17 protein-coding genes are annotated in these 17,476 nt (G+C 56.7%); 14 read left to right on the top strand and 3 right to left on the bottom strand.

Going from position 1 to position 17,476, the window contains the following annotated elements; genetic code table 11:
• Positions 1–64: 64 nt before the first annotated feature.
• Positions 65–1,021 carry a galactofuranose ABC transporter, galactofuranose-binding protein YtfQ gene (gene ytfQ / locus AC6I8J_RS08785; RefSeq protein WP_150009958.1) on the bottom strand — a complete coding sequence of 319 codons (957 nt, stop codon included), beginning with the start codon at positions 1,019–1,021 and terminating at the stop codon, positions 65–67.
• A gap of 684 nt (positions 1,022–1,705) precedes the next feature.
• On the opposite strand from ytfQ, the gene ydgT reads away from it, so the two are divergent.
• From ydgT to AC6I8J_RS08725, 12 genes are all read left to right on the top strand, one after another.
• Positions 1,706–1,921 (top strand): transcription modulator YdgT, encoded by a 216-nt coding sequence (gene ydgT, locus AC6I8J_RS08780; RefSeq protein WP_033782999.1) that lies wholly within the window; start codon positions 1,706–1,708, stop codon positions 1,919–1,921.
• A 110-nt stretch (positions 1,922–2,031) separates the two neighbouring features.
• Complete coding sequence (locus AC6I8J_RS08775; RefSeq protein ID WP_161732458.1) at positions 2,032–2,475, top strand: DUF2569 domain-containing protein; 444 nt, start codon at positions 2,032–2,034, stop codon at positions 2,473–2,475.
• A 123-nt stretch (positions 2,476–2,598) separates the two neighbouring features.
• On the top strand, positions 2,599–3,180 hold the full coding sequence (rsxA, locus tag AC6I8J_RS08770) for an electron transport complex subunit RsxA (RefSeq protein ID WP_003853423.1): 582 nt from the start codon (positions 2,599–2,601) through the stop codon (positions 3,178–3,180).
• Positions 3,180–3,758, top strand: coding sequence for an electron transport complex subunit RsxB (gene rsxB / locus AC6I8J_RS08765; protein WP_033786241.1), 579 nt, complete (start codon positions 3,180–3,182; stop codon positions 3,756–3,758). Before rsxA ends, rsxB begins: the two co-directional genes overlap by 1 nt.
• A complete protein-coding gene (gene rsxC / locus AC6I8J_RS08760; protein WP_497825263.1) occupies positions 3,751–6,048 on the top strand; it encodes an electron transport complex subunit RsxC in 2,298 nt (765 codons plus the stop codon). Before rsxB ends, rsxC begins: the two co-directional genes overlap by 8 nt.
• A complete protein-coding gene (gene rsxD / locus AC6I8J_RS08755; protein WP_222924080.1) occupies positions 6,049–7,107 on the top strand; it encodes an electron transport complex subunit RsxD in 1,059 nt (352 codons plus the stop codon).
• A 3-nt stretch (positions 7,108–7,110) separates the two neighbouring features.
• The gene (gene rsxG, locus AC6I8J_RS08750) at positions 7,111–7,743 is read left to right on the top strand and encodes an electron transport complex subunit RsxG (protein WP_161732464.1); all 633 of its coding nucleotides are present in this window, start codon (positions 7,111–7,113) and stop codon (positions 7,741–7,743) included.
• Positions 7,736–8,440: an electron transport complex subunit E gene (locus tag AC6I8J_RS08745; RefSeq protein WP_161732466.1), complete on the top strand. Its 705-nt coding sequence runs from the start codon at positions 7,736–7,738 to the stop codon at positions 8,438–8,440. Before rsxG ends, AC6I8J_RS08745 begins: the two co-directional genes overlap by 8 nt.
• Positions 8,437–9,069, top strand: a complete 633-nt coding sequence (gene nth, locus AC6I8J_RS08740) for an endonuclease III (protein WP_161732468.1) — start codon at positions 8,437–8,439, stop codon at positions 9,067–9,069. The genes AC6I8J_RS08745 and nth overlap by 4 nt, the downstream gene beginning before the upstream one ends.
• A gap of 203 nt (positions 9,070–9,272) precedes the next feature.
• Positions 9,273–9,992, top strand: coding sequence for an HPP family protein (locus AC6I8J_RS08735; protein WP_497825262.1), 720 nt, complete (start codon positions 9,273–9,275; stop codon positions 9,990–9,992).
• A 240-nt stretch (positions 9,993–10,232) separates the two neighbouring features.
• Positions 10,233–11,576 (top strand): MFS transporter, encoded by a 1,344-nt coding sequence (locus tag AC6I8J_RS08730; protein ID WP_161732472.1) that lies wholly within the window; start codon positions 10,233–10,235, stop codon positions 11,574–11,576.
• The gene (locus AC6I8J_RS08725) at positions 11,554–12,897 is read left to right on the top strand and encodes an enolase C-terminal domain-like protein (protein ID WP_497825261.1); all 1,344 of its coding nucleotides are present in this window, start codon (positions 11,554–11,556) and stop codon (positions 12,895–12,897) included. Before AC6I8J_RS08730 ends, AC6I8J_RS08725 begins: the two co-directional genes overlap by 23 nt.
• Positions 12,898–12,936: 39 nt before the next feature.
• Here the strand turns inward: AC6I8J_RS08725 and AC6I8J_RS08720 are convergent, their stop codons facing one another.
• Positions 12,937–13,632 carry a CTP synthase C-terminal region-related (seleno)protein gene (locus tag AC6I8J_RS08720; protein ID WP_497825260.1) on the bottom strand — a complete coding sequence of 232 codons (696 nt, stop codon included), beginning with the start codon at positions 13,630–13,632 and terminating at the stop codon, positions 12,937–12,939.
• Positions 13,633–14,314: 682 nt separating this feature from the next.
• Between AC6I8J_RS08720 and dtpA the strand changes: the two genes are divergently transcribed.
• Both dtpA and gstA read left to right on the top strand, forming a co-directional pair.
• The gene (gene dtpA, locus AC6I8J_RS08715) at positions 14,315–15,796 is read left to right on the top strand and encodes a dipeptide/tripeptide permease DtpA (RefSeq protein WP_253421800.1); all 1,482 of its coding nucleotides are present in this window, start codon (positions 14,315–14,317) and stop codon (positions 15,794–15,796) included.
• A gap of 162 nt (positions 15,797–15,958) precedes the next feature.
• Positions 15,959–16,564 carry a glutathione transferase GstA gene (gene gstA / locus AC6I8J_RS08710; RefSeq protein WP_222924085.1) on the top strand — a complete coding sequence of 202 codons (606 nt, stop codon included), beginning with the start codon at positions 15,959–15,961 and terminating at the stop codon, positions 16,562–16,564.
• 32 nt (positions 16,565–16,596) lie between these two features.
• Here the strand turns inward: gstA and pdxY are convergent, their stop codons facing one another.
• Positions 16,597–17,457: a pyridoxal kinase PdxY gene (gene pdxY, locus AC6I8J_RS08705; protein WP_161732483.1), complete on the bottom strand. Its 861-nt coding sequence runs from the start codon at positions 17,455–17,457 to the stop codon at positions 16,597–16,599.
• Positions 17,458–17,476 lie beyond the last annotated feature (19 nt).

Genomic DNA, 17,476 nt, shown 5'->3' with positions numbered 1-17,476 from the left:
GCCTCACGTCATGAAAAACCGCCCCGTAGGGCGGTCTGCGGCTGGTCTTTGGCAGGTCTGTGGATCAGTAACCCATACCCTTTTTCTTATCCAGTTCCGCCTGCGCGTCAGCAGGCAGGAACAGCTTCGACTCGGTCTTGATGACTTTAGGCGGCAGCGTGCCATCTTTTTTGAATTTCTCCAGGGCATCAAATGCCGGACCAGCCATGTTCGGTGTCAGCTCCACGTTGGCGTTGGCTTCCCCTGCCAGCATCGCTTTGTAGATATCCGGCACACCATCAATCGAGCCGGTCAGAATGTCTTTGCCTGGTTTCAGGCCGGCTTCTTTAATCGCCTGAATGGCACCGATCGCCATATCATCGTTATGCGCGTAAACCATGCAGATGTTTTTGCCGTTGTTCTCAGCCTTGATAAAGCTCTCCATCACCTCTTTACCCTTACTGCGCGTAAAGTCACCGGACTGCGAGCGGATCACTTTAATGTTTGGATGGTTGCTGATCGCTTCAGCAAAGCCTTTCTTACGATCGATTGCCACGCTGGCACCGACAGTACCCTGCAGTTCCACCACGTTACACTGCTTGTCACCCACGGTTTTCACCAGCCAGTCGCCAATCAGTTTGCCTTCCAGCACGTTGTCCGCCGTCACGACGGCCTGATAGAGCGATTTGTCTTTCACCACGATGGCGCGGTCCAGCAGGTAAACCGGGATTTTGGCATCTTTGGCTTCTTCCAGAACCGGCTCCCAGCCGGTCTGTACGACTGGCGCGATGAAGATGGCATCAACGCCCTGCGCAATAAACGAACGTACTGCCTTGATCTGATTCTCTTGTTTCTGCTGCCCGTCGGCGATTTTCAGGGTGATTCCGCGTTTTTTGGCTTCGCTTTTCGCCACGCTGGTCTCTGCCGAACGCCAGCCAGATTCCGAACCTACCTGCGAGAAGCCCACCGTCATATCTGCAGCGAGCACCGGGCCGGTTAACGCGGCGCTGACCAGCGTGGTCAGAAGTAAACGTTTCCACATAGTTTTTAATCCTCTGAAAGGCGTTTGCTGTTTAGGGTAGAGAGCCTGCTTAGACTGGACTAAAAAAGCGTGCATAATGGCGACACACTTCACAAATCAGAGCAATTTAAAGGAGTTACGTGCAGCCAGACGGGTTCGCTGGTCACAGTGTTATGGATAAAACGACTGAGTAATAAAACAATGTCCGTTAAATAATTGTAATAAACAGAATCGCTTATGCTTAACGCCACTGGAAACGATTACAGACAGGCGTACTAAATGGGTTATCCGGCCTGCGATGAACAAAAAATGGGATTTGTGATTGCCCGCACAGTCGTTTGCGCGTGCTGATTGGACGCGAAACGTTTCTATGCGCGTGGTTTCAAAAGGATTATTTCTTCTGACCGGAAATTGTCAGAAAGGAGGCATTGATGCATTGGCTGGCCTGAAGGAATGCAAAATGATATTTAAAATACGCGTTCAACGATGTATTCCGGCATGGATTTCTGTGAGCTAATGCCATATTTACTATCATCCCGCGGGCAGGCTGGCACTGACTGCGATAAAAATAGCAGATTTGGACTTTTAATAGCTGATAAGGTGCTTTAGTCTGATTTTCGCCTTTTTTAACCGGCCCGATCTGGACAGCCCTGGCTTGCCCCCTATACTGAGCACTCCTTTGTACTTCTATCTGTTATGGCAATGATGACTGCGCACGATTACCTGCTTAAATTCCGCAAAGTAAATAATTCAGACAGTCTGGAAAAGCTTTTCGATCACCTTAACTACTCCCTTACAAATGATATGGAAATCATCAATATGTATCGGGCTGCCGATCATCGTCGTGCCGAACTGGTTTCTGGCGGACGATTATATGATCTTGGCTGTGTCCCTAAAACGGTGTGGCGCTACGTGGTCTGATATCCGGCTGATTAATCGCTCTCTTTACCTCTGACCTTGTCCGGATGGGCGTGCCCCTCTGGACATGTTATTCTGCTGCGCTTCGACTCCCCGAGACAGGAATAACCACGATGAATGAACAGGTTGCTGCGCCGCGTATTGGTGGCTGGCTTTTGCTGCCGCTGGCCTGGCTGATAATGACCCTGTTAACCACCGTTCTGGTGCTGGCGATGTATCTGACCCCCCTCTTTAATCCGGAATGGCGTGTGGCGCTGTTTTCACACGGCAGCACCCTCCTTTCTTACTGGGCCATCTCGCTGCTTACCGCCGTGGCGGTCTGGGCCTACAGCCTCTGGATCAGCTGGCTTTTCTTTAAGCGCTCGCGCCGTTTGCCGCGCCACTATCTGCTCTGGCTGCTCATAACCGTGCTGCTGGCGCTGAAAACCTTTGCTTTTACGCCGGTTGCCGATAGCCGTGCTCTTCAGACGTTACTGCTGTCACTGCTCGCGGCGGCGGTATTTGCACCCTATTTCAAACGTTCAAAGCGGGTAAAAACCACCTTTATCGCGCCGTAACGCTGTGAGTTATGTCAGGAATTTAATTCTGAGTGCGGTCTGCCGCCTTGCGGGAGGCGCGGATATTGAGATACGCCGCGCTATCAATGATAATAAGCCGCTTTCCGGCTCCCAGGCGAAAAAATGACCGATTATCTGCTTCTCTTTGTTGGCACCGTGCTGGTGAATAACTTCGTCTTAGTGAAGTTTCTCGGCCTCTGTCCTTTTATGGGCGTTTCCAAAAAACTGGAAACGGCGATTGGCATGGGCCTCGCCACGACATTCGTGATTACGCTGGCCTCTATTTGCGCGTGGCTGGTCAACCACTTGATCCTGCTGCCGCTGGACCTGGTCTATCTGCGCACCATGGCCTATATCCTGGTGATTGCTGTCGTCGTGCAGTTCACCGAAATGGTGGTGCGTAAAACCAGCCCGTCGCTCTATCGCCTGCTGGGTATCTTCCTGCCGCTGATCACCACTAACTGTGCAGTGCTGGGCGTGCCTCTGCTGAGCGTTAACCTTAACCACACCTTTATGCAGGCCGCGCTGTATGGTTTCAGTGCCTCTATCGGCTTCTCGCTGGTCATGGTGCTGTTCGCGGGAATGCGTGAGCGACTGGTGCTGGCCAACGTGCCTGCGCCGTTCAAAGGTAACTCCATTGCCCTGATTACCGCAGGCCTGATGGCGCTGGCGTTTATGGGCTTCAGCGGTCTGGTGAAATTCTGATGACCGCGATCTGGATTGCTATAGCTGTATTAAGCGCCCTGAGCCTGGTGTTTGGCGCCCTGCTGGGTTACGCCTCGCGCCGCTTTGAGGTCGAAGAAGATCCTATCGTTGAGCAGATTGATGCCATTCTGCCACAGAGCCAGTGTGGCCAGTGCGGCTATCCGGGCTGCCGACCCTATGCCGATGCGGTCGGCAACAACGGAGAAGCAATCAATAAATGCGCGCCGGGCGGGGAGCAGACCATGCTCAAGCTGGCTGCGCTGCTTAACGTTGAACCGCAGCCGATTGATGGCGATGAAACGGCGAAAGAGCCGGTGCGCACCGTGGCGTTTATCGATGAAGCCAACTGCATTGGCTGCACCAAATGTATTCAGGCCTGTCCGGTTGATGCGATTGTCGGCGCAACCCGCGCCATGCACACTGTGCTGAGCGATGTCTGCACCGGCTGCGATCTCTGTGTCGCGCCCTGCCCGACTGACTGTATTGAAATGCGTCCGGTCGCCACCACGCCAGCTAACTGGAAGTGGGATTTGAATACCATTCCTGTACGGGTGATCCCGGTAGAAACTCATGCTTAATCTGTTTAACTTCCTGAAAAAAGAGAAGGTCTGGGATTTTCAGGGCGGCATTCATCCGCCCGAAATGAAAACCCAGTCCAACGGCACGCCGCTCAGCGAACTGCCGTTGCCGCACCGTTTTATTATTCCGCTGAAACAGCACATCGGACATGAAGGTGAGATCTGCGTTGCGCCCGGCGACAAAGTGCTGCGCGGCCAGCCCCTGACCTTTGGTACCGGCCGTATGCTGCCGGTCCATGCACCCACCTCTGGCGTAATTGCGGATATCGGTCAGCATATGACCGCGCACCCTTCTGGTCTGTCCGAACTTTGCATCTTCCTGACGCCCGATGGTGAAGACCGCTGGATGCCGCTCGATCCGCTGCCAGACTACCGTCAGCATCCGCGCGCCGACATCGTGCAGCGAATTCATGATGCGGGCATCGCGGGGCTGGGCGGCGCGGGCTTCCCGACCGCCACCAAACTGAAAGGCGGCCTGCGCGGGGTTAAAACCCTGATTATTAATGCGGCGGAGTGTGAACCTTACATCACCGCTGACGATCGCCTGATGCAGGATTACGCCGCCGAAGTGCTGGAAGGCAGCCGCATTCTCGCTTGGGTGTTACAGGCTGAACGGGTACTGATTGGCATTGAAGATAATAAACCCGAAGCGATCGCCGCACTGAAACAGGCGCTGGGCAGCGAGCGCGATCTGCAAATCCGGGTGATCCCGACCAAATATCCTTCCGGCGGTGCCAAGCAGCTGACCCGCATTCTGACCGGCATGGAAGTGCCGCACGGCGGACGCTCAACCGATATCGGCGTGCTGATGCAGAACGTCGGTACCGCCTGGGCGGTTAAACGGGCCATCATCAATGGTGAACCGATCACCGAACGCGTCGTGACGCTCACCGGCGAGGCGATTGCCCAGCCGCGTAACGTCTGGAGTCGTCTTGGCACGCCAATCAGCCATCTGCTGCATCAGGTGGGTTTCACGCCTGCACCGCGTCAGATGGTGATTATGGGCGGTCCGCTGATGGGCTTTACCCTGCCATCGCTGGATGTGCCGGTGGTGAAGATTACCAACTGTATTCTTGCGCCCTCTGCCAGTGAGATGGGCAATAACGACGAAGAGCAGTCCTGCATTCGTTGCTCTGCCTGTGCCGATGCGTGTCCGGCTAAGCTGCTGCCGCAGCAGCTTTACTGGTACAGCCAGGGCGGCGATCACGATAAAGCGCGTGCACATCATATTGATGACTGCATCGAATGCGGTGCCTGCGCCTATGTCTGCCCGAGTAATATCCCGCTGGTGCAATATTACCGTCAGGAAAAAGCGGAACTGCGCGCCATCGATCTGGAAGCGAAACGCACGCTGGAGGCCAAAGCCCGCTTCGAAGCGCGTCAGGCGCGCCTGGAGCGTGAGAAGCAGGCCCGTGAAGCGCGTCATGAAGAGGCGAAACAGCGAGTTGCCCGCACCGATACCAGCGAACTGACCGCAGCCAAAGCGCGGGTGAAAGCCCGCCAGGCCGCTGAACCGGATGAAGCGTCGCTTGAAGCGCAGCGTGAGGCCCGCCATGCGCAGGCGCGTCTGCGTCAGGCAGAGGCTCAGGCTGAAACCCAGCCGGTGACGCGTCAGTCAGTCGATCCGCGTAAAGCGGCGGTTGAAGCGGCTATTGCTCGGGCAAAAGCGAAGAAAGTTTCACCGGCTGATACGGCTGCTGACGCCAGTGTCGATCCGCGTAAAGCCGCCGTCGAGGCCGCTGTAGCGCGCGCCAAAGCGAAGAAAGCGGCACAGGCTGAAGGCGCTGATGCGACGACGCGGGCTGCTTCGGAGAGCGTTCCAGAAGCCGCGTCGGACGCCGCCGTAGAAACCGATCCGCGTAAAGCCGCCGTTCAGGCGGCTATCGCCCGCGCCAAAGCGAAGAAAGCCGCGCAGGCAGAAGGCGCTGATGCGACGGCTCCGGCTGTATCGGAGAGCGTTACAGAGGCCGCGTCGGACGCTGCCGCTGAAACCGATCCGCGTAAAGCCGCCGTTCAGGCGGCTATCGCCCGCGCCAAAGCGAAGAAAGCCGCGCAGGCTGAAAGTGCGGCGGATGCCGCGTCACGTGACGCCGCAGCGCTCGCCACCGCCGCACACTTTGCGGTAGAGAACGCGGAACAGGCGCAGGAGCAGGCAAATAACGCCAATGCTGAACCTGAACAGGCACCTGAACTGAATCAACCCGATGATGCGCGCAAGGCCGCTATTGCCGCCGCCATCGCCCGTGCCAAAGCGCGTAAAGCGCAGTCGTCTACGACGCTTGAGGATTAAATGGCTTTTCGTATCGCAAGTTCTCCCTATACCCATAACCGCCGAAGTACCGGCAACATCATGCTGCTGGTGGTGCTGGCGGCGGTGCCCGGTTTTGCTGCACAGTGTTATTTTTTTGGCTACGGCACCGTTTTACAGGTCTTACTGGCGACCCTTACCGCCTGGCTGACAGAGGCGGCGATCCTGCGTCTGCGTAAAGCACCGGTTGCCAGCACCCTGGCGGATAACTCGGCGTTGCTGACCGCCATCCTGATCGGTATCAGCCTGCCGCCGCTGGCGCCCTGGTGGCTGGTGGTCATTGGTACCCTGTTTGCGGTGGTCATTGCCAAACAGCTCTATGGCGGACTGGGCCAGAACCCGTTTAACCCGGCGATGGTTGGCTATGTGGTGCTGCTGATCTCCTTCCCGGTGCAGATGACCAGCTGGTTGCCGCCTGACATGCTACAGGCGATTAAACCCGGACTGATGGACAGTCTGAGCATGGTGTTCCAGGGCCACACGGTGGCGGGTGACACCATGCAGCAGTTGCAGCTGGGTGTGGATGGCATCAGCCAGGCGACCCCGCTGGATACCTTTAAAACCGGCTTACGTGCCGGCCACAGTGCCGAACATCTGCTGGCGCAGCCGATTTACAGCGGCGTGCTGGCCGGGCTCGGCTGGCAGTGGGTGAACGTCGGTTACCTGGCGGGCGGCCTGTTCCTGCTGTGGAAGAGTGCGATTCGCTGGCATATTCCGGCCGCCATGCTGCTGTCACTGGCGTTCTGCGCCACACTGGGCTGGTTCTTCTCCCCGGAATCGCTGAACAGTCCGCTGATTCACCTTTTCTCCGGTGCCACCATGCTGGGCGCGTTCTTTATTGCCACCGACCCGGTGACCGCCTCAACGACTAACCGTGGCCGCCTGGTGTATGGCGCGCTGATTGGACTGCTGGTCTGGCTGATCCGCAGCTTTGGCGGCTATCCCGATGGCGTGGCGTTTGCGGTTCTGCTTGCCAACATCTGCGTGCCGCTCATCGATTACTACACCCAGCCGCGCGTTTACGGCCATCAGAAGGATTAAGCGATGCTGGAGACGATTCGTAAAAATGGCGTCACGCTGGCGATTTTCGCCGCGATTACCACGGCCGCTACCGCGGTGGTGAATACGGTCACCAAACCAACGGTGGAGCATCAGACCCAGTTACAGCAGAAAAGTTTGCTGGACCAGGTGGTGCCGGTTGAGCTGTATGACAACAACATTCAGCAGGATTGTTACGTTGTCACGGATGCAGCGCTGGGCAACAATGCGCCGCATCATCTCTTCCTGGCACGTAAAGGGGGCCAGCCGGTCGCGGCTGCACTGGAGACAACCGCACCTGACGGCTATTCTGGTGCGATACAGATGCTGGTCGGTGCCGATTTCCAGGGTAAAGTACTGGGCGTGCGGGTGATTGAACACCATGAAACGCCTGGCCTTGGCGATAAGATCGAACTGCGCATCTCTGACTGGATCAACAGCTTTAATGGCAAAGTGGTGCAGGGTCCGGCGGATAAAGCTTTTGCAGTTAAAAAAGATGGCGGCGATTTCGATCAATTTACTGGCGCCACCATTACCCCACGCGCGGTGGTCAATGCGACGAAACGCACCGCGCTATTGATGAAAACGCTTCCGGAGAGACTCTCTTCGTTACCGGCATGTGGAGACACAAATGAGTGAAGCTAAAAGTCTGCTGGTTGGTGGATTGTGGAAGAATAACTCAGCACTGGTACAGTTGCTGGGCCTCTGCCCGCTGCTGGCGGTAACGGCGACGGCGACGAACGCGCTGGGTTTAGGTCTGGCTACCACGCTGGTGCTGACCCTGACCAACAGTTTCATTTCCGCCTCGCGCCGCTGGGTGCCGTCGGAAATCCGTATTCCGATTTATGTGATGATCATCGCTTCGGTGGTGAGCTGCGTGCAGATGCTGATCAACGCCTATGCCTACGGTCTCTATCAGTCGCTGGGAATTTTTATCCCGCTGATCGTGACCAACTGCATCGTGGTGGGCCGTGCTGAAGCCGTCGCCTCTAAAAGCAGCATCCCGCTCTCGGCGCTGGATGGCTTCGCCATCGGTATGGGCGCAACCTGCGCCATGGTGGTGCTGGGTTCGCTGCGCGAAATCATCGGCAGCGGCACGCTGTTTAACGGTGCCGACCAGCTGCTTGGCCCGTGGGCAAAATCGCTGCGTATCGAAGTGGTGCATTTCGACTCGCCGATGCTGCTGGCCATGCTGCCGCCTGGCGCGTTTATCGGCCTGGGCATGATGCTGGCGGCCAAGTACCTGATCGATCAGAAGATGAAACAGCGTGCAGCGCTGCGTGCTCAGGCGGCTGAAACCGCGGCCCCTCAGGGCGTAGCCGGGAAAGCGGTGTGAATCAGACCAAACGCACCGAAATCCTCCACCGGCTGCAGCAGAACAATCCGCATCCGACCACCGAGCTGAACTTCAGCACGCCGTTTGAGCTACTGATTGCGGTGCTGCTCTCGGCGCAGGCGACCGATGTCAGCGTGAACAAAGCCACCGCGAAGCTCTATCCGGTGGCGAATACGCCTGCCGCGATGCTGGCGCTGGGCGTGGATGGCGTAAAGGAATACATCAAAACCATCGGCCTGTTTAACAGCAAAGCGGAGAATGTGATTAAGACCTGCCGCATTCTGCTGGAGCAGCACAACGGCGAAGTGCCGGAAGATCGTGCAGCGCTGGAAGCCCTGCCCGGTGTTGGCCGTAAAACCGCCAATGTGGTGCTCAATACCGCCTTTGGCTGGCCGACGATCGCCGTTGATACCCATATTTTTCGCGTCAGCAATCGGACAAAATTTGCGCCGGGTAAGAATGTGGAAGAGGTCGAGCAGAAGCTGCTGAAGGTAGTTCCGGCAGCCTATAAGGTTGACTGTCACCACTGGCTGATACTGCACGGCCGCTACACCTGCGTGGCACGTAAACCGCGCTGCGGCGCCTGCCTGATTGAAGATCTCTGCGAGTACCCCGACAAAGTCGAGTGATTTGATAACTGACCCGCTGCGGCGGGTTTTTTATTATCTTGCTGTGCCCGCTGCATGACCTCTCCTGCGCGATCCGCCTTTTCACCACGCTTTCCGACGCGCCTGAATACCGGCACAGTTTGTCGGGTTGTTACATTGATGTTGATGATGGAAAATCGCCGCCCCTGATGATAAGAAAAAGTTATGACACGGTGAGTAACGTAATGAAGAAAAGCCCTTCTGCTGGAAGGCCTCCTCTGCGCCTGCTTCTGGCACGCCTCTGGCCGCATCCGCTGGCAGTCAGTAAAAAACATGTGGTGATCGCCGGACTGGGTGCGGGCATTGGCCTGGTGCTGACCAGTCTGCTGAGCCACTGGATGCTGGGCGAGCTGAACCTCTGGTTTGTCGCCCCGGTTGGCGCATCAGCAGTCCTGCTCTTTGGTTTGCCTGCCAGTCCGCTGGCGCAGCCGTGGGCAATCGTCGGCGGCAACAGCCTGTCCGCGCTGGCAGGCGTCACTGTCAGCCAGCTGATTCCCGATCCGGCCATCGCCTGCGGTGTCGCGGCCTGTGTGGCGATCCTGCTGATGTTCCAGCTGCGCTGTCTGCATCCGCCCGGCGGCGCAGTGGCGCTGACCGCTATTCTGGGCGGGCCTTCAGTGCAGCAGCTGGGTTATCACTTTGTCCTGACGCCGATTCTGCTTAACTCACTGACGCTGGCTCTGCTGGCCCTGCTGTTAAATAATCTGGCCGGTCGTCGCTACCCCCATCCGCTGGCGCCTCAGGAAGTTAAACCCGAGCCGGTTGCCATGCCGGTCCCGCTCACGCGTGCCGATCTGCATCAGGCTTTACAGGGCGGCGAACTGCTGGATATTGACGAAGATGATTTGCAGGCGCTGCTGCTGCGCGCTGAAGAGATTGCGCAGCGCCGTCAGTTTAGCGGCTGAAGTCTGACCGCTGCTGGCGCATCCTGTACTGTCGGCATATTCCGCGTGGCCGACTGACACACACAACGTTGATCGCTGCCACAGTTTTGCTCAGCCGCTTCGCCTCACCTTTCCAGTAACATCTTGATAACACAGCCACCCAGGCCGGACGCCCATCCGGTCCTGGGCGGATGCCCATAGAGCCCGCCTTTTCAGTACCCTACACTTTGCTCTTCTTTACGTTTCTCATGAGGAAGAACGATGGATAGCGCCTTATCCCCGCAGCACGATGAGCTGATCGCCTCCGCCATCAAAAAATTCTTCACCCATATCATCCCAATGCTGGTGGTGATGCTGATCATTAATCAGATCGACCGCGCCAACATTGGCTTTATTAAAGCCGAGCTGCGCACCGATGCCGGGATCAGCGCCGCCGCCTTTGGTCTGGGTGCGGGCCTCTTTTTCATTGGTTATGCGCTGTTTGAAGTGCCGAGCAATCTGATGATGAAGCGATTTGGCGCACGCGTCTGGCTGACACGCATCATGATTACCTGGGGATTCGTGGTGGTCCTGACCGGATTCGTCACCTCACCCATTCAATTTTACCTGCTGCGCTTCTTACTGGGCGTCGCCGAAGCGGGCTTCTTTCCCGGCGTGCTGTTCTATTTCCGTCAGTGGGTGCCCAATGCCTGGCGCGGTCGGGCCACTGCAATGGTCCTGAGCGCCACGGCTGGCGCCTTCCTCTTCTCCGGGCCGATCACAGGCGCTATCCTGATGATGCATAATTTTCTGGGAATAGCGGGCTGGAAATGGGTGATGTTTCTCGAAGGTGGTGCCTCGGTACTGATCGGGATCCTCGCCGCCTGGGTACTGGTGTCGCGTCCTGCTGATGCGCGCTGGCTGAGTGACGCGGAGAAACAGGCGCTGGTGCAGCAACTGGATAGTGAAGAGGCGCAGCGTGACGCGCTTAATCGTGAGCCGGGAAAAATGTCGCTGTTACGCAATCGCAGCCTGTTGTTCTTCTGCGCAATCTTCTTCACCATGACCATGACCGGTTACACGCTGGTGTTCTGGCTGCCGCAGATTATTCAGCGCATTCAGGGCTTCAGCAGTTTTGGTATCGGCATTCTCACCGCCGTGCCCTGGCTGTGCGCCATTATCGCCATCAACCTGCTGAGCCGCTTTTCAGATCGCCACCGTGACAGACTCGATAAAGCGCTGGGCGTCGCCATGCTGGTCGCGGCCTGCGGCACTTTTATGGCGACGTTAGGTTCCCCGTGGTTTGGCTTCCTGGCGATGATCGTGGCCTGCATCGGCTCAAAAGTCAGCGCCACCTTTTTCTGGCCGATGCCGCAGGGAGAACTGCCCGCCTCGATTGTCGCGCCGGGTATTGCGCTGGTGAATTCTGTTGGCAATCTTGGCGGTTTTTTCGCACCGACGGTGTTTGGCTATCTGGAGATGAAAACCGGCTCCACTACCGGCGGCCTCTATGCCCTGACCAGCGTCTCGCTGCTGACCGGGTTGTGGCTGCTGCTGCGCCGCAGGCCATCCCCGCCTTCCCTTGATCCTATGGAGAATCACCATGTCAGACAGTCCAGTCATTAAAACAATGCGTGTGGTGCCGGTCGCCGGGTATGACAGCATGCTGCTGAACGTTGGTGGCGCGCATAACTGCTACTTTACCCGCATCCTGGTAATCCTGACCGATTCCGCTGGCCGTACCGGCGTTGGCGAAAGTCCCTGTCACGCTTCGACGCTGGCGCTGCTGGCACGTTTTCGACCGCAGATTGAGGGCAGCGAGTTGCTGCGGCTGAATGCGACGATCGCCACGCTGTTTGCGAGTGATGCACGACATCAGCAGACCGCGCACACCGATGACATCCACATTCCGCAGATGAACCCGGAGAAGTTCTACAACGCCACCGCAGCGATTGAAGCCGCGCTGCTTGATCTGATGGGCCAGCACCTGAATCTGCCGGTTGCCGAATTACTTGCCAGCGGCAGGCAGCGCGATCGGGTGCCGGTGCTCGGCTATCTGTTCTATATCGCCGACCGCAACCTGACCAGTATGAACTATCAGGCAGGCCAGGCCGGCGGTGATGCCTGGCTGCAACTGCGCCATGAAAAAGCAATGGATGCGCAAGGCGTCGTGCGGCTGGCTGAGGCCGCAGCGGAACGCTATGGCTTCCGCGACTTCAAACTCAAGGGCGGCGTACACCACGGTGAAGTGGAGGTCGAGACGGTTAATGCCCTGCTGGCGCGTTTTCCGCAGGCTCGTGTCACGGTCGACCCTAACGCCAGCTGGTCGCTGGACGAAGCCATTTATTATGGTAAACAGCTGGCGGGCCGCATTCCCTATCTGGAAGATCCCTGTGGCGCAGAGCAGGGCTACTCCGGCCGGGAAACGCTGGCCGAGTTTAAACGGGCCACCGGTATTCCGGTCGCCACCAATATGATCGCCAATGACTGGCGACAGTTGCAGCATGCGTTACAGCTCAATGCTATTGATATTCCGCTGGCCGATCCGCACTTCTGGACGATGCGCAATGCGCATACCGTGGCACAGCTCTGTCAGGAGTGGGGGCTGACCACCGGCTGCCATTCAAACAACCATTTTGATGTCTCACTGGCGATGGTGGCGCATCTGGGGGCGGCTGCACCCGGCGGTCGCCTGACGGCCTTTGATACACACTGGATCTGGCAGGATGGACAACAGCTGACGCAGCATGCGCCGCAGATTCGGGATGGGCATCTGGAACTGCCAGAGGGGCCAGGGCTGGGTATTACCCTGAATATGGAACGAGTCGAAGCGGCACATGCACTCTACAATTCGCTGCCGGATAAAAATCGTAACGATGCGCTGGGCATGCAGTTTCTGATTGATAACTGGTCGTTTAACGCCAAACGCCCGGCGTTGCTGCGCTGATGACGGCCATCCTGTGACAGTGTCACAGGATGGCCGCGTTTAACGTTGTGCCAGCGCCGCCTGCATCCAGGCAATGACCAGGGGAGACTCTTTCTCCTGTAGTGCCGCGCGCTCTGACTGGAACAGCGTCGCGACGAAGAAAGGATGATCTGGCAGCTCCACACCGCGTACGTCACCTGCTTCATCCCAGGCGGTAATACGCAGGGTGTTATCACCCAGCGCCGCACTGAATTCGGGGTTGACGCCAAAGTTACAGTGATAGCCTTCATCGCTTTCCAGCGTGCCGTAGGCCGTAGCAATACCCGAACCAGGTTCGAATCTGACCGCGCCGCGCTGTTCCACCAGCGAGCAGCTCAGCGGGGTTATGACCATGCGCCCACCGGTGTCGGTTTCGGCATGACTGGCATCGTGCCAGCCCAGTACATTGCGTGCATACTCGATGACCGCATACTGGAATCCCCCACAGGAGCCCAGGAAAGGCTTTCCGTTTTCCCGCGCCCAGCGAATGGTATCGAAAACGGCCTCATCATTATGATAGGGACTGCCCGGCACCACCCAGACTGCGTCACTGCGTCTGAGATCGGATTCAGCGAGTTTTTCGCTGGCAACCCATTCAGCTTCAACCGCTATGTTCAGCCAGCGGGCAGCACGTTCAATAGCAAGAGGAATGGCCTGATGGGCAACCGCATCCGCGCGGTAGTCACCAGCCAGAGATAAGCGCAGGGGAGACGACATTGGAATGATCCTTTCCGGAGAAATGGAGAAGTTACAGGAATGTTAACTTCAAGTCGAGCGGCCTGACAGTCGCGTCATAATGCTGCCACTCAGTACAGGGAGCATCATGCCTTCATCACAGTCTGCTTCTCTTTTCTTCAGCGGAAACTTTTTTGCAGGTTTATGCTGCCGACAGGCTTTTTAGCTTTCCTGCGCAGCAACGCAATCGGTTTCTTCTTTTGCTTTCTGAATTAAATCGCTGGTTTGTGCTCTCGATCAGCAATTGTATGCTTTGCCGCCAGATGAGACACGTTAACGTTTACTTTTTCGTCACATTGCCTGAATAATGGCCTGAAACCTCCTGTAAATGCTGCTGATAAAATCTGCGGCAAACGTTTCATCTGAATTACTCTTCATTAGCAGTTAATGTTAAATTCATCCAGCGCCTCACTCGCATTCAGTTGATTTATACTGATATACTCTTTTCCATCAATATTAAAACCTGATCAACAGTTTGTTATAAGGTTTTTAACTCTGGATTATCAGCTCAGGCAGGTTGTCAGAAAATTCTTGCCCTGCCGCCCGTAATCAGCCAAATTAGTCGCCGCTTTTCCCTTCTAATAACAATCTCGCGCATGAAAAATTCACATGACGCGGACTTAATTGCTGTCCCGAAACAGGGTATGAAAAAACTGAGGTACATGTGTCAACTGCAAACAAACACACTGATGAGGCTGTCAGTCTCAATGCGTTTAAACAGCCGAAGGCGTTCTACTTAATCTTCTCGATTGAGTTATGGGAACGTTTTGGCTTCTATGGCCTGCAGGCCATTATGGCGGTTTACCTGGTGAAGCAACTGGGATTGTCTGAATCAGACTCCATCACCCTGTTCTCTTCATTCAGCGCGCTGGTTTATGGACTTGTCGCCATTGGCGGCTGGCTCGGCGATAAAGTGCTGGGCACCAAACGTGTGATTGTGCTGGGCGTGCTGGTGCTGGCGCTGGGTTATGCGCTGGTGGCATTCTCTGGTCATAACGTCAGCATCGTCTATATCGGTATGGCAACGATCGCCGTGGGCAGCGGCCTGTTCAAGGCGAACCCCTCTTCTCTGCTCTCCACCTGCTACGAAAAAGATGATCCGCGTATCGATGGTGCCTTCACCATGTTCTATATGTCGATCAACATCGGTTCACTGTTTTCGATGATGCTCACCCCGTGGTTAGCGGCGAAATATGGTTATAGCGTTGCCTTCTCACTGTGCGTTATCGGTCTGATCATCACCCTGTTTAACTTCCTGTTCTGTAAACGCATGGTCAAGGATTACGGTTCTAAGCCGGACTTTGCACCGTTGCAGGTTGGAAAACTGCTGATGACCCTGGTTGGCGTCGTGGTGCTAATCGCGCTGGCGAACTGGATGCTGCATCATCAGGTCATTGCACGCCTGGTGCTGGCGGTCATTGCGCTGGGTATCGTGCTGGTGTTTGCTAAAGAAGCCTTTGCACTGCAGGGCGCGGCGCGTCGTAAAATGATTGTGGCCTTCCTGCTGATGGTCGAAGCGATTCTCTTCTTCGTGCTCTACATGCAGATGCCAACGTCACTCAACTTCTTTGCTATCCGCAACGTTGAGCACACGATTCTCGGCATTACCTTTGCGCCCGAGCAGTTCCAGGCGCTGAACCCGTTCTGGATCATGCTGGCCAGTCCGCTGCTGGCGGCGCTCTACAACAAGCTGGGCGATAAGCTGCCTATGCCGCACAAGTTTGCCTTTGGTATGGTGCTCTGCTCCGCGGCGTTCCTGGTGCTGCCGGTGGGCGCGAAGTTCGCCAGCGATGCCGGTATCGTTTCTGTTAACTGGCTGATCCTGAGCTATGCATTGCAGAGTATCGGTGAGCTGATGATCTCCGGCCTCGGCCTGGCGATGGTGGCACAGCTGGTGCCTCAGCGTCTGATGGGCTTTATCATGGGCTCCTGGTTCCTGACCACCGCAGGCGCGGCGGTCATTGCCGGTAAAGTGGCCAACCTGATGGCGGTGCCGGAAAACGTTACCGATCCACTGATTTCGCTGGCGACCTACAGCCGCGTATTCCAGCAGATTGGTATCGTGACGGCGGTGATCGCCCTGCTGATGCTGATTACGGCGCCGATGCTGAACCGCATGGCGCAGGATCCTGACGCGAAAAAATAACGTGCAGGCGTCATCGCTGCCGTGATACGAATCAGCCGGGCTCTGCCCGGCTTTTTTTATTGCTGACCCTTTCCCCTCATCGATCCCTGATCCTTATCACTGGTAATTCCACCCTGAGCCTTTACTATGCTGTGATCCCATTGCAACAAGGAGTACATGGTCATGAAACTGTTTTGCAAAGCAGGAGCCTGCTCTCTTTCTCCCCATATTGTCATGCGCGAATGCGGTCTCGATTTCACTCAGGTGAACGTTGATCTGGCCACAAAACGCACTGAACGGGGCGATGATTTCCGCCAGATTAACCCTAAAGGTCAGGTGCCCGCGCTGCTGCTCAGCGACGGCACCGTGCTGACGGAAGGCGTTGCCATTGTGCAGTACCTGGCAGATCTCAAGCCCGATCGTCATCTGCTGGCACCGGTCGGCAGCCTGACGCGTTATCACACCGTGGAGTGGCTCAGCTACATCGGCAGTGAGCTGCACAAAAGCTTCGGGCCGCTGTTTCGCCCGGGTTACTCCGATGAGGTGAAAGCGCAGACGCGCAGTCAGCTGGAAGCGAAATTCCGCTATGTCGATGCGTCACTGCGTGACAAACAGTGGCTGATGGGGCTGCATTTCAGCGTGGCGGATGCCTATCTGTTTGTGGTGACGCGCTGGGCAAAAGCGCTGGGACTGGATTTGTCCGGCTTTACGGCGCTGGAGGCGTGGTTTGATCGTGTTGCGGAACGTCCTGCGGTGCAGGCGGCGCTGAAAGCGGAAGGCTTAGCCTGAGTGAACAGGGCCGGTCAACCGGCCCTGATGCATTACAGCTTTTCGGCCGTGAAGTGCTGCGTTGGACTGGCGATGGCATCCTGGGCCGCCACCAGCTGCAGCTCATACTCGCCCATTTGATGGGTTTTCAGCATCACCTCATAGACCGCCGCAGTGACGTGCTCCAGCGCATCCTGCAATGATTTGCCGTGCAGCAGATTCACCAGCAGCAGACCGCTGGTAAGATCGCCTACGCCGACCGGCTGACGCACACCGAAATCGACCAGCGGACGGCTGATGTGCCAGGCGTCTTCCGCCGTCACCAGCAGCATCTCAAAGCGATCGCTGCGACGACCGGCGCGCGCCAGATGCTTCACCAGCACCACGCGTGGTCCCTGGGCAATCAGCGCCCGCGCAGCGTCGACTGCCGCGTCGACGTCGGTGACAGTGCGTTCGCTCAGCATCTCCAGCTCAAGCAGGTTCGGGGCGATGATGTCGCTGGCCGGCATCGCCATTTTACAGTGAAACTCCGCCACGCCGGGTGCCACGATGCAGCCTTTCTCGGGATGACCCATCACCGGATCGCAGAAGTACCAGGCATCTGGATTAGCCGCTTTGACCTGCTGAACAATCTGCAGAATCTGCTCACCCTGCTCTGCCGAACCCAGATAGCCGCTCAGCACCGCGTCGCAGGTCTTCAGACGGTCAATATCTGCGATGCCTTTAACGATGTCAGTTAAATGCGTGGCAGGCATCACCGTGCCGGTCCAGTGACCATATTGCGTATGGTTGGAAAACTGCACGGTGTTCAGCGGCCAGACGTTTGCTCCCAGACGGCGCATCGGAAACTCAGCCGCCGCATTACCGGCGTGACCAAAAACAACATGCGACTGAATCGCTAAAATATTTTTCACTTGTTTGCCCTGTCCTGCC

The sequence above is a fragment of the Pantoea sp. X-Soil-ISGK-355 genome (assembly GCF_059730805.1).
Note: the sequence above shows the minus strand (reverse complement) of the source record. Positions and strands in the feature narration are given on the sequence as shown.